This window comes from Paenalcaligenes sp. Me52, from assembly GCF_050487965.1.
Classification (GTDB): Bacteria; Pseudomonadota; Gammaproteobacteria; order Burkholderiales; family Burkholderiaceae_B; genus Paenalcaligenes.
In genome coordinates this window covers 100,584-113,882 of the sequence record NZ_JBKQFO010000001.1, presented here as the reverse complement: position 1 = coordinate 113,882, position 13,299 = coordinate 100,584, and the positions used below count along the sequence as shown (strand labels likewise).

The 13,299-nt window shown below is 50.2% G+C and carries 12 protein-coding genes; 7 read left to right on the top strand and 5 right to left on the bottom strand.

Annotated elements, in window-relative coordinates; all coding sequences use genetic code 11:
- Positions 1-2: 2 nt before the first annotated feature.
- The 4 genes from ACLO87_RS00535 to ACLO87_RS00520 all read right to left on the bottom strand — a co-directional run bounded on the left by ACLO87_RS00535 (position 3) and on the right by ACLO87_RS00520 (position 4,992).
- Entirely contained in the window at positions 3-2,435 is a 2,433-nt protein-coding gene (locus ACLO87_RS00535; RefSeq protein ID WP_430222487.1) for a TonB-dependent siderophore receptor, read from the bottom strand.
- A gap of 147 nt (positions 2,436-2,582) precedes the next feature.
- Positions 2,583-3,587, bottom strand: coding sequence for a FecR family protein (locus ACLO87_RS00530; RefSeq protein ID WP_430222486.1), 1,005 nt, complete (start codon positions 3,585-3,587; stop codon positions 2,583-2,585).
- Positions 3,588-3,626: 39 nt separating this feature from the next.
- Positions 3,627-4,115: an RNA polymerase sigma factor gene (locus ACLO87_RS00525; RefSeq protein ID WP_430222485.1), complete on the bottom strand. Its 489-nt coding sequence runs from the start codon at positions 4,113-4,115 to the stop codon at positions 3,627-3,629.
- 163 nt (positions 4,116-4,278) lie between these two features.
- A complete protein-coding gene (locus tag ACLO87_RS00520; RefSeq protein ID WP_430222484.1) occupies positions 4,279-4,992 on the bottom strand; it encodes a TerC family protein in 714 nt (237 codons plus the stop codon).
- A 616-nt stretch (positions 4,993-5,608) separates the two neighbouring features.
- Here ACLO87_RS00520 and ACLO87_RS00515 point away from each other — a divergent pair.
- From ACLO87_RS00515 to ACLO87_RS00485, 7 genes are read left to right on the top strand one after another with little or no spacing between them, the layout of a single operon-like run.
- Complete coding sequence (locus ACLO87_RS00515) at positions 5,609-6,703, top strand: ABC transporter substrate-binding protein (protein ID WP_430222483.1); 1,095 nt, start codon at positions 5,609-5,611, stop codon at positions 6,701-6,703.
- A complete protein-coding gene (locus tag ACLO87_RS00510; protein WP_430222482.1) occupies positions 6,700-7,551 on the top strand; it encodes an ABC transporter permease in 852 nt (283 codons plus the stop codon). Before ACLO87_RS00515 ends, ACLO87_RS00510 begins: the two co-directional genes overlap by 4 nt.
- Positions 7,551-8,330 (top strand): ABC transporter permease, encoded by a 780-nt coding sequence (locus tag ACLO87_RS00505; RefSeq protein ID WP_430222481.1) that lies wholly within the window; start codon positions 7,551-7,553, stop codon positions 8,328-8,330. The genes ACLO87_RS00510 and ACLO87_RS00505 overlap by 1 nt, the downstream gene beginning before the upstream one ends.
- A gap of 22 nt (positions 8,331-8,352) precedes the next feature.
- On the top strand, positions 8,353-9,198 hold the full coding sequence (locus tag ACLO87_RS00500; RefSeq protein ID WP_430222480.1) for an ABC transporter ATP-binding protein: 846 nt from the start codon (positions 8,353-8,355) through the stop codon (positions 9,196-9,198).
- Positions 9,199-9,209: 11 nt separating this feature from the next.
- A complete protein-coding gene (locus ACLO87_RS00495) occupies positions 9,210-10,571 on the top strand; it encodes an LLM class flavin-dependent oxidoreductase (RefSeq protein WP_430222479.1) in 1,362 nt (453 codons plus the stop codon).
- A complete protein-coding gene (gene ssuE / locus ACLO87_RS00490) occupies positions 10,568-11,161 on the top strand; it encodes an NADPH-dependent FMN reductase (protein ID WP_430222478.1) in 594 nt (197 codons plus the stop codon). Before ACLO87_RS00495 ends, ssuE begins: the two co-directional genes overlap by 4 nt.
- Before the next feature lie 17 nt (positions 11,162-11,178).
- Positions 11,179-11,397, top strand: a complete 219-nt coding sequence (locus ACLO87_RS00485) for a TOBE domain-containing protein (RefSeq protein ID WP_135866710.1) — start codon at positions 11,179-11,181, stop codon at positions 11,395-11,397.
- Positions 11,398-11,457: 60 nt separating this feature from the next.
- Here ACLO87_RS00485 and glmS read toward each other — a convergent pair whose 3' ends face one another.
- Positions 11,458-13,287 (bottom strand): glutamine--fructose-6-phosphate transaminase (isomerizing), encoded by a 1,830-nt coding sequence (glmS, locus tag ACLO87_RS00480; RefSeq protein WP_135866711.1) that lies wholly within the window; start codon positions 13,285-13,287, stop codon positions 11,458-11,460.
- Between the last annotated feature and the right edge of the window lie 12 nt (positions 13,288-13,299).

The following is a 13,299-nucleotide window of genomic DNA, read 5'->3' as shown; positions in this document are numbered from 1 at the left end:
GCTTAGAAGTCCACGCTAGCCGAGAACATAATGGTACGAGGTGCGCCTAAACCGCTACTTAATGAGCCAGCCCAATACGCCTTATTCCCTACGTTTAATACTTGCGCGCGCAGAGTCACATTTCTACCCGCGACCACGGTGTTATAGCGTGCCCCAACGTCAAAAATAGTACGACCCGCTACAGACAACGAGTTATCCACATTAATGTATTGTTTAGATGTTGCTACCGCATTCGCCGTTAAGGTCAGACCGTTCAAGTATGGGAAATCCCATTCCACACCGGCTTTAGCTTGCCAACGCGGTGTGGAGGTAGCAAAGCGCCCCTGATTTACCCCCCCTGCCGTACGCGTCATTTTGGCTTGGGTATAGGCCACACCGCCTAGCACACGCAAGCCGGTGCTAGGCTCGCCCATAAACCCGAACTCCAACCCACGATTTCGCTGCTCACCATCAAACGAAAAAACATTCGTGACGGGGTCGGTGTAGCTGCTGGGGCGTTTAATTTCAAAGGCACTCAGTGTCGTAATCAAGCTGCCACTGTCCCACTTCACACCCACTTCGTGCTGTTTGGTTTTGTACGGTGCAAAAACCTCGCCTGCGTTGGCTGCATTCACGGGTGCTGTCGCCCCTTGGCTCAAACCTTGAATGTAATTACCGTATAGCGACACTTGATCGGTGACTTTGTACAACACAGCAACAGTTGGGGTGTATGCACCCTCGTCATAGCGTGCGGAACGTGCCCCAGTCACCGTGTTATAGGTATCGCTGACAATATTCTGATGACGTATACCCACAGTTAGCTGCAGTCGTTCATCAAAAAAAGACAGCATGTCAGCCACGCCAAAACTGGTGATCGTTACCTCACCACTTTTAGGCAAGCTGGCATATCTAAAACTGGTATCTACTTTTGGCCCCCACTTTGGATCATAGATATTCGTGATCCAATCAGTAGGCATCATATTGCGCTGAAAACCAAAGTAGTAATCATGATGATAATAGGATGCATTAAAAGCTAGTTCATGACCTATAGAACCCGTATTGAACTGCGTACGTATACCCGCATCGGCGGAATCTTTCTTATAGATCATGCGCTGGAAAGAGACATTATTTTTATAATCCCCTTCCTCATTAAAAACCGTATACACAGAACTCGCTAAGGAGTTGAATTTAGTTTTGCTACGACCATAATTGGCATACGCCATGGTGCGATCAGTAATATCCACTTCCGCATGCAGCAAGGCAGCTTTATCTTCAGTAGTGGAAAACGTCCAGTCCGGCGCCAAGAGCGTATCAGGCTTAGGAGGCTCGGGAACGTCCATACCTTTGTCAAGAGAAATACCGCGATTCAACCCACGAACATGATCTTTATTGGTATACAAATCTGCGGAAATACGTACGCGATCGGTGCGCCAATCCAACCCTAAAGACGCCAAATCTGCACGCTTAGACTGTCCATTGACCGCACCGTCACCATCTCGGTACATAGCATTAAATCGCACACCAAACTGCTTATCTTCCCCAAAACGTCTACCCAAATCTATGTGAGTACCGAACTGGGACTCCTCGGCATACGTACCTGTTAGGCGCGCCAAAGGCTCATCGCCTGCACGCTTAGGCACCAAGTTAATGCTACCGCCTACCGACCCACCGGGAGGCATGCCATTTAGCATCGCTGCTGGGCCCTTTTGTACTTCTACCCGCTCAACGAACTCAGGTGTGATGCGCCAGTAAGGCACCATCCCATACAGCCCACCCAAAGCTATATCGCTGTTGCTGACCGAAAAGCCGCGCAAGCTGAAGCTGTCCATAATCATGCCTGATGCACCATTATTGAACACGCCGGGGTCAGTGGCCGCAATGATGCTAGATAGCTCTTGGGCCTGCTTGTCTTGTATGTAGCGGTCGGTATAGCTGACTACGTTAAAAGGCGTATCCATGACGTCTTTATTACCCAGCAACCCCATACGTCCACCCGTAGCCACTTGTCCACCGGCATACGCTGGCTCTATATCTGTGGCGGCCTTACCGGCTACCCGTATCGCGCTTAATTGCGTAGTTTCACCGGCTGCTGATGCAGAGTCGCGTGACAAGGTCACGTTTCTACCTTGCCTACGATATTGCACAGGTGTACCTGCCAACATACGCTGCAAGGCTTGTTCTGGAGTCATGACCCCTTTAACAGGTGTCACTTGAATACCACCCACCACATCGGGGGTATAAAAAAACTGTAGCGACGTTTGACGACCCAGCTCTATTAAGGAGTCATCCAGCGAGCGAGCAGAAATATCAATGGATACTGCAGCATCTTGCGCTTGTACCGAAGCTGCCACCCCCATCATCCCTACCGACATTACGGCAGCAGTAACTAACCTCAAACTTAAGACAGAACCACATGCCAAGCGGCGCGAGGCAATATTAGCAGTATGACGACTCACGATTCTACGCATCCTTAATGCTGCATGAATGCATGACTGCTATCGCAGCATGCACAATAAACAGATACGAGGTCTACACAACCTCTTCATGCATACAGACGCTTTAGCCTTCTCAAAACCTGAATGAGATTTATTCTTATTTTGTTACTAATTGTAAATTCGACGTAATGGGAAGATTTCAAACACCCGCTGTTGGGTATTTTCTTTCACACCAACTGGCACAATGTGAGGCAGCGCCTCTAAGAAAGCATAGGGGTCATCCACTCTGAACACACCCGATACTTTCAACTGCCCCAGTTGAGCAGTAGTCAGTCGTACAGACACATCGCTATACCGTTTGAGCTCTTGTATGGCATCGCGTAGCGGCGTGCCCCTGAACACGACTTTGCCCTCGCTCCATGCCACCGCTTTATGTGCATCGGCCGGTACGGCTGTTAGCATTCCTTCTGTAACGCGCAATGCACTACCAGCAGCTAACGCTTGTTGCGCACGATGCCAACGCGGCCCTGTTTGTACCTGCACGGAGCCTTCCAGCACCGTCACAGTGAAGCCTTGGTCCGCTTGATAAATATTGAACTGTGTACCCGTCACCTGCACAGAACCCATCGCCATCTGCACTACAAATGGCGCATTTTCTACGGTTTGCACATCAAATAAAGCCTCGCCCTGCCGCAACTGCACCAGACGTTTGTTTTTACTGAACTGCACTTCGGCCACCGTATTGGTATTCAGCATCATGCTGGAACTATCGGGCAAAATGACATTACGCTGCTCACCTTGTGCTGTGGTAAAGGCCTCTCGGTATGTAATAGCGCCGCCCCACTGCCATGGGCCTACCACTACGGCCACACCAGTTGCTCCCGCCAGTGCCACGCCATAGCCTAAAAATGCTCTGCGAGACCGTGGTTGCTTCACCGGTTTCTGTGCGTTGCTAGCACGAGGTATCGCACAGGGCTGCAGTGCCTGCTCAGTAGCCATCCACAACGCCTGAATACGGTCATACTGAGTCCTATGCTGTGGATCTAGCCTCAACCATGCCTCAAACTGTTGCTGTTCTTCAGGCGTTACCGTACCCGAGCGGAAACGCTCATACCAATACGCCGCAATATCGCGCGCATCTGTCAGGGTATTGGGGTCTAGACGGTCACTCATGGGCTCTGCCACCTCTATCAATACAAGACATCAAAACACTCATAGATGATCTTGTAAATGTCGGATGGTACGCATCATATAACGCTCTACCATATTGAGTGACACACCCATTTTCTGGGCAATCTCGATATTGCTTAGCCCTTCTATCTGACGCAACCGGAAAGCTTCTTGGCAAGACTCCGGTAACAACGCCAAAGCACGCTGCATGGTACGCATCAATTCGCCTGCCTCAAAGTGTTCCTGCGCGCTGGCAGAAGTAGGTACGGCCTCTTCAGCCAAATCATCCACACTCTGCGCTTGTCGCACTTGCTCAGATCTATAGATGCTCACCGACTGATTCATGACGATGCGGTGAAAGTAGTGCGTGGAATTTCTGGGTGTGACTGACCCCATTTCCAACATTTTGAGTGCTGCATCTTGTACAGCGTCTTCAGCATCCTGCTGAATGTTGGCGCGCTTAACCCATCCTCCTAATAATTCAGCATAACGAAGAAGCCAGTTTCTCTCTGGCACCACAGGCTGGGTCATGGCCGCACACAATCACACTCAAAATACATAACGATAATAATTATCATTTATTAATGAGAAAAAACCAAGAACAACCCATTTTCGTCTCACTAGGCAAACAAAAAACAGCCATGGCAACGGGCACCATGGCTGTTTGATACAACAATAATAGAATGCGTGGCTATTACTCGGCTGGCGTAATTGCCTTTTTAGCTTGGCGACTTGCCATCCATTTACCTATCGCCACGATCAACACAGCACCCGCGATGTGTGCACCGTAGAAGACCATGTTGCTTGGCTCACCAAAACGCTCGGTGTAGGCAATATCGGTCACCATCAAACCACCGGCAATCCAGCCCAGCAACGCGGCACCCAAGGTCACAATGATGGGGAATCGGTCAATCATCTTCAGAACGATAGTGCTACCCCAAACAATGATAGGAATGCTCACTAACAGACCAAAAATCACAAGACCCAACTGATGGCTAGGGTCAGCCATTTGTGCCGCACCTGCAATCGCGATCACGTTATCCAAGCTCATCACAAAGTCAGCAATGATGATGGTTTTAATGGCGCTCATGATAGACACACCACTTTTAATATTGCCGTGCTCGCCTTCCTCGGGAATCAACAGGCGAATTGCCACCCAGGCCAACAGCAAGGCACCCACAATTTTCAGATACGGGATAGCCAACAAGGTCAACGCAAAGGCAATCAGTATCACTCGCAGGATAATCGCACCTGCCGTACCCCATAGCACCCCTTGCATACGCTGTTTAGCGGGCAAGTTACGGCACGCTAACGCAATCACTACTGCGTTATCCCCGCCCAGCAAGATGTCGATCATGATGATCTGAAAGACAGCCGCCCAACTAAGCGTTTGCAGAAATTCCAACATAAGCACTCCAAAAACAAAAAAAGCCTGGTCCAAAAGGACAGGCTTACTCGAATTGGAGTCGTACCTTGCCCTTTAACGGCAAGGTCTTGCTTGTAACGATACAGCCCAAAGCCTGTGTGTTACCCGTGCACCGGGAGTACTCATGGTACTACCGTGATGACGATGCAGCGGAAATTAAGCTACTCCCCTTGATGGAGCGATTATAGCGAAGATTATTAGAAATAGTCATTTCCAATGTAGCAACACACGAATAAAGACGTATGCCACTTGGTAAGACTACAACATATACCGTCAAACCGCCTGTATCAGTACCTGCTGTGAGAGATGAAACGCCATGAAATCAACCACATGGCCTAGAAAACAGATCAACCCGTGTAGCGACATAACCATCAGGTATAGCTTGATGCGTTTCTGTTTCACAAACACACTCCTTATTCCAATTACATTTATTAAGTAATTCATTATTTTTATTAAATAAATTTTTATTTAATAATTAACCATTCAATTAATTTACTTATTATTTAATTCTACATTTTTAAATATAGATTACTTCTTATCTGAAATAATTTTATTCACCTAATATAAAAAATCAATTTTCCACACCATGGAGTTTTTTATGTTGGGTACGTTCTTAGTTCGAGGAATACTACGCACATTCCCCTTGCTTATCAGTCTAGGGCTAGTGACCGTCGCGCCTAGCTTCGCTGCCGAAACCCCTAAAGCCATACGCATAGGCGTTGCTACCGCTGGTGGCGGCGACCCCATCACATGGGGCGGATCACCTGGCAGTGTGGTGCGCGAAAATAAATGGTTGGAATCCGCCTTTGGTGATACTGAAGTGCAATGGTTTTTCTTTAAAGGTGCTGGCCCAGCTGTTAATGAAGCACTTTCTAATAAACAAATTGATTTTGCTTATTTAGGGGATCTACCCACTATTATTGGTGTTTCCAATGGTTTAAATACCAAAGTCTTACTTGCTAGTGGGCAACGAACAAATTTGTATTTGGCCACGCCCAAAAATTCAGACATTACCAATATTCAAGATCTTAAAGATCGCAAAGTCGCCATTTTCAAAGGCACCAATGGACACTTAGTCGCTAATAATCTTTTGCTAGATAACGGCATCACAGAAAGTGACCTGCGCAGCATCAACCTCGATACAGGCAGCGCCCAAGCTGCGCTGGTGTCCGGCAGCATCGATGCCGCCTTTGGTGGGTTTGAATACATACGTTTACTGAACGACGGCTTAATCGCCGTGCCCTACTCCACCCACGGCAAAGATCCAAAATTTACGAGACAAACCTCACTGGTAGGACGTGCAGACTTCATCACCGATCATCCGGACCTCACCCAAAAAGTAGTGAATGAGTTTGTACGTGCTTCGCACTGGGCATCGCAAGAAGAAAACCGTGATGCCTTGCTACGTATCTGGGCCAAAAGCGGAACGCCCTATGAGTCCTTTGTCGTAGAGTTCGAAGGTACTCCTCTCGCACAACGTAATAGTCCTCTTTTGGACGAGTTTTTCCGCACCCGCTATCAAGTCGTCGCTGATAACGCTAAAGACCTGCAATTCATTCGCCGCCCCGTCAATGTAGAGCAAATCTTTGACGACCGCTTCTTGCAACAAGCACTGCAAGAGCAGAAGCTCACCGACTTTTGGGTAGCCTATGACGCCGATGGTGTAACTCCTAGTGCTAAGAGCACGCCATGAGCCTACTCCCACAAGAAAAACTGGCGCAACAGGTGGGCGGTTATCGTGCTAACCGTTATCCCTTGGCTTCCCAACTGAGCCGTGCTGCTACGGTGTACGCCCAAGCGTTGTTAGTCCCTGTGCTGCTCTTTGCCGTTTGGGTGATCAGTACAGAGCAAGGCTGGGTGTCGCCCCAAGTACTGCCTCCACCTGTATATGTACTGGAGGCCTTACTGGATTTACTACATAGCGGTGCGCTCTGGCTACATGTAGAAGCCAGTATGCGGCGTGTAGTGGTGGGTTACCTAGCCGGTTCTGTCATTGGAATAGCCATAGGCATCGTGGTAGGGGTATCCAAACACGCTGAACGCCTACTCATGCCCACCCTCAATGCACTGGTGCAAATCCCGGTCTTGGCTTGGCTGCCCTTTGTGATGCTGCTAGTGGGTATAGGCGAAGCGCTCAAATACATCTTGATCGCCAAAGCAGCTTTGGTGCCTACGCTCATGAGCACGTTCCAGTTACTGCGCCAGCAACCGCAACGCTTGTTAGAGGTTGCGCTGGTGCATGGCTACAGCCCACCGCAGCGTTTTCTACACCTGAGCTTACCCGCTGGCATTCCCATCCTCTTTACCGGTTTGCGCCTGGGCTTCACCAAGGCATGGCTCTCATTAGTGGTCGTCGAACTAGTGGCCTCTAGCGAAGGACTGGGGTATCTGATTGTGTACGGACGCCAGCTGTTCCAACTGGATTTGGTCATGGCAACCGTCTTCATTGTGGGGCTAATTGGTCTGCTCATAGACCGCCTACTTGATGCCGTAGAACGCCGAGTATTGACATCCTCTACCCCGAAAACAAGGATTGTGTAATGCGTCATCCTACAACGTGGTTACAGCACACTCTGTATCGCCTTGAGCCGTGGATACTACCGCTAACTCTACTGCTGCTGTGGCAATGGGCATCCACCCAACAACTGTGGCACTCATCCCTGTTGGTCTCACCCGCTAGCGTCTGGCAACAACTGGTGGATCTGTTTCGCACCGGCCAACTACAACGTGCCATCATAGCTAGCCTTACGCGCGAACTGAGTGGGTTCTTCATTGGTTCGTTGTTGGGTTTAGCCCTGGGTATCACGCTGGGCTTATCCACACGCTCTAGGCAACTGCTAGGCCCTAGCTTCAACACCTTCAAACAGATCTCGTTGTTCGCGTGGATTCCACTGATTTCTGTCTGGTTTGGGTTGGGCGACACCGCCAAAGTCGTTTTTTTATCATTGGCAGCCCTCGTTCCCGTCACGGTGTACACCGCCGATGGTATTCAAGCCGTACCGCTACGTTTGCTAGAGGTGGCTCGTGTGTACCAATACAGCACGCTACAAACCATCGCCCGCGTCATTCTGCCTGCTGCGTTACCCGCCATTTTCACGGGTGTGTATCTCGCGCTGATTTATTCCTGGCTCGCCACTATTGGGGCGGAGTACCTGCTGGTTTCCGGGCCGGGACTAGGCACCATCTTGATTGAGGGCAGCGAGTTGTTTCGCATGGATTTAGTGCTGATAGGCATGACCGTCATAGGGTTGATTGGCGCCGGCTTGAACTGGTCCGCCCGTCTCATAGAACGACGCTTGCGTCTGTACTTCCCGCAGTAGCGCATTCATTCAAGGATCTGTTATGACACTTCAGCAAAGTCCTGCGCTCACGCTGCAGCATATTTCTAAGCATTTTCACCAGCCAGATAGCCAAAGCACCTTACAAGTTCTGAACGATATCAACCTAGCGATACGCCCAGGTGAGTTCATCAGCATTGTGGGGAGCAGTGGCTGCGGTAAGTCTACGCTACTGCGTCTCATACTGGGTTTAGACACCGACTTCACAGGCAGCATCACCTTGAGCGATGCGCCTATACGCGGCCCCGGTCTGGATCGCGGCATTGTGTTTCAAGATCACCGTTTGCTTCCTTGGTTATCAGTGAGTAAGAACATTCAGTTCGCTCTGCGCAACAGTAAATTATCTACCCAAGAACAGCTAGATCGGGTGCAGCAGCACATTGACTTGGTGGGTTTACAGGGGTTTGAAAACCACTTACCTAGCGCCATTTCCGGCGGCATGGCACAGCGCGTTGCCATCGCTCGTGGACTGGTGAATCGCCCCTCTATCCTGTTATTGGACGAACCATTAGGTGCGCTGGATGCACTAACTCGCACGCGTCTGCAGCACGAAATACAAAACATCTGGCAACAAGAGCAGATCACTATGATTTTGGTCACCCACGATGTGGATGAAGCCGTTTTTCTGGGCGACCGGGTGGTCATCATGCAACCTAATCCTGGCCAGATACAACGCATTGTGGATATCAATTTGGACCGCCCCCGCAATCGCAGCGACCCGCGCTTTATCGCGTATCGCGATGACATCCTACGCAGTTTTGTAAGCACTACTCCTTCCCAGCCACCATCCCCTCCCACACCACAAGCCCCGCTGTGGACCACTTTAAATGGTCTCAACGTAGCGTGGTAACTCGATAAGGAATGATCATGAGCAAAGCACAGAACAAACAAATAAAGCTAGGTGCCTTTTTAATGCAAACGGGCCACCATATCGCTGGCTGGCGTCACCCAGATGCCGATGCTGAAGCTAGCTTCAGCTTCCAACATTATGCGGATTTAGCAAAACGTGCTGAAGCCGCCAAGTTCGACGCCGTGTTTCTAGCCGATTCCGTAGGGGTACGCCAATCGGATAATGCCGCACTCTTTCGCAGTGCGCGATCCTTTCATTTTGAGCCGCTCACGTTACTGTCAGGACTAGCTGCTGTCACAGAAAAAATTGGTGTTATTGGCACCGCCTCCACCTCATTCAATGAGCCATACACCCTAGCCCGCCAATTTGCCTCGTTAGATCAGCTTAGTAACGGGCGTGCTGGCTGGAATCTGGTGACCTCCAGCAGTGGTGAGGAAGCAAAAAATTATGGGTTAGAAACACATTACGCCCATCAAACACGCTACCAACGCGCACAGGAGTTTCACGATGTTGTGACCAACCTATGGAACTCCTGGGACGACGATGCTTATGTAGGTGACAAAGAAGCAGGTATCTACACCAAACCCAACTCACTACGCTCCTTGCACCATCGCGGCGAGTTTTTCTCAGTAGCAGGCCCCTTAAATGTGGCCCGCTCCTCGCAAGGCCATCCAGTTGTGGTGCAGGCTGGTGCCTCTGAGGCTGGCCGCAGTCTTGCTGCGGCTACAGCTGAAGTTATCTTTGTGGCTCATCAAACGCTGGAAGAAGGCCAACGCTTCTACAAAGACATTAAAAATCGCGTTGCGGCTTTTGGACGTAACCCCGATCACACCTTAATCATGCCTGGTGCCTTTCCGGTGATTGGTGAGTCCCGTGCTCATGCTCAAGAAAAGTTTGAGCAACTACAAAATTTAATACATCCTGAGGTAGGACTCGCCTTGGTGTCCAGCCTATTGGGTATAGACCTAACAGGCGTAGATGTAGACAGCCCATTACCCGCTATTCCTGAAACCGAAGGCGCTAAAAGCCGTCGCCAACTGCTGGTAGATTTGGCTGGTCGCGAACAACTCAGCATACGTGATCTATACCTAAAAATTGCTGGCGCACGCGGCCATTGGCAACTGGTAGGCACTGCCAACGATATTGCCGACCAACTACAGCACTGGTTTGAAAGTAATGCGGCGGACGGTTTCAACATCATGGCACCGTGGCTACCCGGTGGCTTAATTGAATTCATCGAGCATGTTTTGCCTGAACTGCGTCGTCGCGGTCTGTTCCGCACGGAGTACAGCGGGAGCACCCTACGCGAGCACTTAGGTTTGCCCATTCCCGCTGTGCATTCGTCCAGAAAGCTGCAAGGAGCAGTGGCATGAGCCAAGCTTATGACGTTGTTGCCATCTCTGGCAGCCCTAGCAAAAAATCCCGCTCTACCAGTTTACTGAACTACTACTCGGCCGCTTTGGAACAGTTAGGCCTGCATGTGAAACACATACGCCTAGGTGATTTGCCCGCAGAAGACCTGATCTTTGGGCGTTACGATGCACCGGCCATTACCGAGCTACACCAGCATATTGCTGGTGCTAAAGCCATTATTCTGGCTAGCCCTGTGTATAAAGCCACCATTTCTGGTGGCCTCAAAGCCCTGTTGGATGTACTGCCTGAAAACGCTTTTGCCCAAAAAACCGTAGTCGCTCTGGCATCGGCCGGTAGCTCACTGCACCTGTTGGCGTTGGACTATAGCTTGGGGCCCATTCTAGCTGCCCTAGGCACCCCAAAAGTGCTGAAAGGCGTGTATGCCGCCCAAAGCCAGCTTACTGCTGTGAACAACAGTTTCGAGCCCGCTGCTGATGTACGCATTCGCTTAGATCAAAGCATCAAAGAACTACACCACGCGCTATCCCCTGTAGAGCCTGCTCTACCCAACCAAGACTCGTGGATCAACCGTCATTTCATCGCTGTTTAATCTAAAAGGAACTCATCATGACCACCCCTATCATTAACGCCAGAAACCAATTCAAAGGCACTATTTCTGCCATTAACCGAGGCCAAGTGGTATCTGAGGTTGAAGTAACAACATTGTCCGGTTTGGTGACATCTGTCATCACCACCCGCTCTATTGATGAACTACAACTCACCATAGGTAGTGAAGTGCTAGCTTTTGTAAAAGCAACGGAAGTGGCTGTGGCTAAGTTAGCCTAATAGAAAAAGCCCGGGTAGAAATACTCGGGCTTTTTCATCATCATTATGTTGGGTGCGGCATTACTCCACCGTCACACTCTTCGCCAGATTACGCGGTTTGTCCACGTCAGTACCACGCGCACACGCTACGTGATACGCCAACAACTGTAGTGTCACAGCATGCAATACAGGTGACAACAACCCGTAGTGCTCAGGCATGTGGATCACATGAATGGTGTCGCTGCTGTTGATTTGAGTATTGGCATCGGCAAACACATACAGCTCACCACCACGGGCATGCACTTCTTGCATGTTAGATTTCAGTTTCTCTAACAACGCGTCATGCGGTGCAATGGTGATCACTGGCATGGCTTGCGTGACCAAGGCCAATGGACCATGCTTCAATTCGCCAGCAGGGTAGCCTTCAGCGTGGATGTAGCTGATTTCTTTTAGTTTCAGCGCACCTTCCAAGGCGATGGGGTAATGCATACCGCGGCCCAAGAATAACGCGTGTTCTTTGTTCGCGAAGCGGCTTGCCCAGGCAATTACTTGCGGCTCTAATGCCAACACAGCAGAAATCGCCACAGGCATATGACGCAATTTACGCAACAGATCGGCTTCTTGCTCTGCCGACAGTTGGCCTTTCACTTGCGCCACTACCATTGCCAACAAGAATAAGGCTGTTAGCTGTGTAGTAAAGGCTTTAGTGGATGCCACCCCTACTTCCACACCCGCACGGGTGATGTAAGCCAGTTTGCTTTCACGTACCATCGCGCTAGAAGCCACGTTACAGATGGTCAGTGTGTTTTCCATACCTAATTTGCGGGCATGCTTTAATGCCGCCAAGGTGTCGGCGGTTTCACCAGACTGAGAAATGGTCAGTACCAGAGTACGTGGATTAGGTACGCTGTCACGGTAGCGGTATTCGCTAGCGATCTCTACACTCACAGGCACTTTTGCCAAGGACTCTATCCAGTATTTAGCTGTCAGACCGGCGTAGAAGCTAGTGCCACATGCCAAGATCAGTACTTGATCGATGTTCTGGAAAACTTCTTTAGCGCCCTCACCGAACAATGCGGGGCTTACTGTTTCCACGCCTTGTAACGTGTCGCCTACCGCGCGCGGCTGCTCAAAAATCTCTTTTTGCATGTAATGGCGGTAAGGGCCCAAATCGGCCTCGCCAGCATGCAGATGCACCGTGTGTACTTCGCGTTCGCAAGGTACACCCTGCACATCGTAAACTTGTATGCTATCCAAATGCAGATCCACTACATCGCCGTCTTCCAGATAAATAATCTGGCTAGTTTCACCGGCCAATGCCAGCGCATCTGACGCCAAGAAGTTCTCGCCTTCGCCCAAACCAGCTACCAATGGTGAGCCATTACGCGCGCCCACTAAACGGTGCGGCTCATCTTTAGCAATCACTGCCAGTGCATAAGCACCATGCAACTGTACGCAGGCTTCTTTAACCGCTTGCAGCACATCACCTTGGTACAAGGAGTCGATTAAGTGGGCAACCACTTCCGTATCAGTTTGGCTCTCGAACACATAACCAGCTTTGGTCAGTCGCTCACGCAGCGCTTCGTGGTTCTCGATAATACCGTTGTGCACCAAGGCAATACGGGTTTGACCAGTGTGGCCCGAGAAATGTGGGTGTGCATTGTGTGTGGCTGGCGCGCCGTGTGTGGCCCAACGTGTGTGTGCAATACCAGTCACGGCCTCTAACTGCTGAGACTGTACTTGCTCCGCCAACACTGCCACCCGTTCTGTACTACGCACGCGTTGCAATTCATCGCCATGAAAAACAGCGATACCGCACGAGTCATAGCCACGGTACTCTAGTCGCTTCAAGCCTTCTAGCAATACTGGGATAACATTTCGTTGTGCTACTGCACCTACAATTCCACACATAATACTTGCCCA

Coding starts and splice junctions, on each gene's coding strand:
- ACLO87_RS00530 (WP_430222486.1), bottom strand. CDS start 3,587: ATGAGTGACCGTCTAGACCCCAATACCCTGACAGATGCGCGCGATATT.
- ACLO87_RS00525 (WP_430222485.1), bottom strand. CDS start 4,115: ATGACCCAGCCTGTGGTGCCAGAGAGAAACTGGCTTCTTCGTTATGCT.
- ACLO87_RS00520 (WP_430222484.1), bottom strand. CDS start 4,992: ATGTTGGAATTTCTGCAAACGCTTAGTTGGGCGGCTGTCTTTCAGATC.
- ACLO87_RS00515 (WP_430222483.1), top strand. CDS start 5,609: ATGTTGGGTACGTTCTTAGTTCGAGGAATACTACGCACATTCCCCTTG.
- ACLO87_RS00510 (WP_430222482.1), top strand. CDS start 6,700: ATGAGCCTACTCCCACAAGAAAAACTGGCGCAACAGGTGGGCGGTTAT.
- ACLO87_RS00505 (WP_430222481.1), top strand. CDS start 7,551: ATGCGTCATCCTACAACGTGGTTACAGCACACTCTGTATCGCCTTGAG.
- ACLO87_RS00500 (WP_430222480.1), top strand. CDS start 8,353: ATGACACTTCAGCAAAGTCCTGCGCTCACGCTGCAGCATATTTCTAAG.
- ACLO87_RS00495 (WP_430222479.1), top strand. CDS start 9,210: ATGATCATGAGCAAAGCACAGAACAAACAAATAAAGCTAGGTGCCTTT.
- ssuE (WP_430222478.1), top strand. CDS start 10,568: ATGAGCCAAGCTTATGACGTTGTTGCCATCTCTGGCAGCCCTAGCAAA.
- ACLO87_RS00485 (WP_135866710.1), top strand. CDS start 11,179: ATGACCACCCCTATCATTAACGCCAGAAACCAATTCAAAGGCACTATT.
- glmS (WP_135866711.1), bottom strand. CDS start 13,287: ATGTGTGGAATTGTAGGTGCAGTAGCACAACGAAATGTTATCCCAGTA.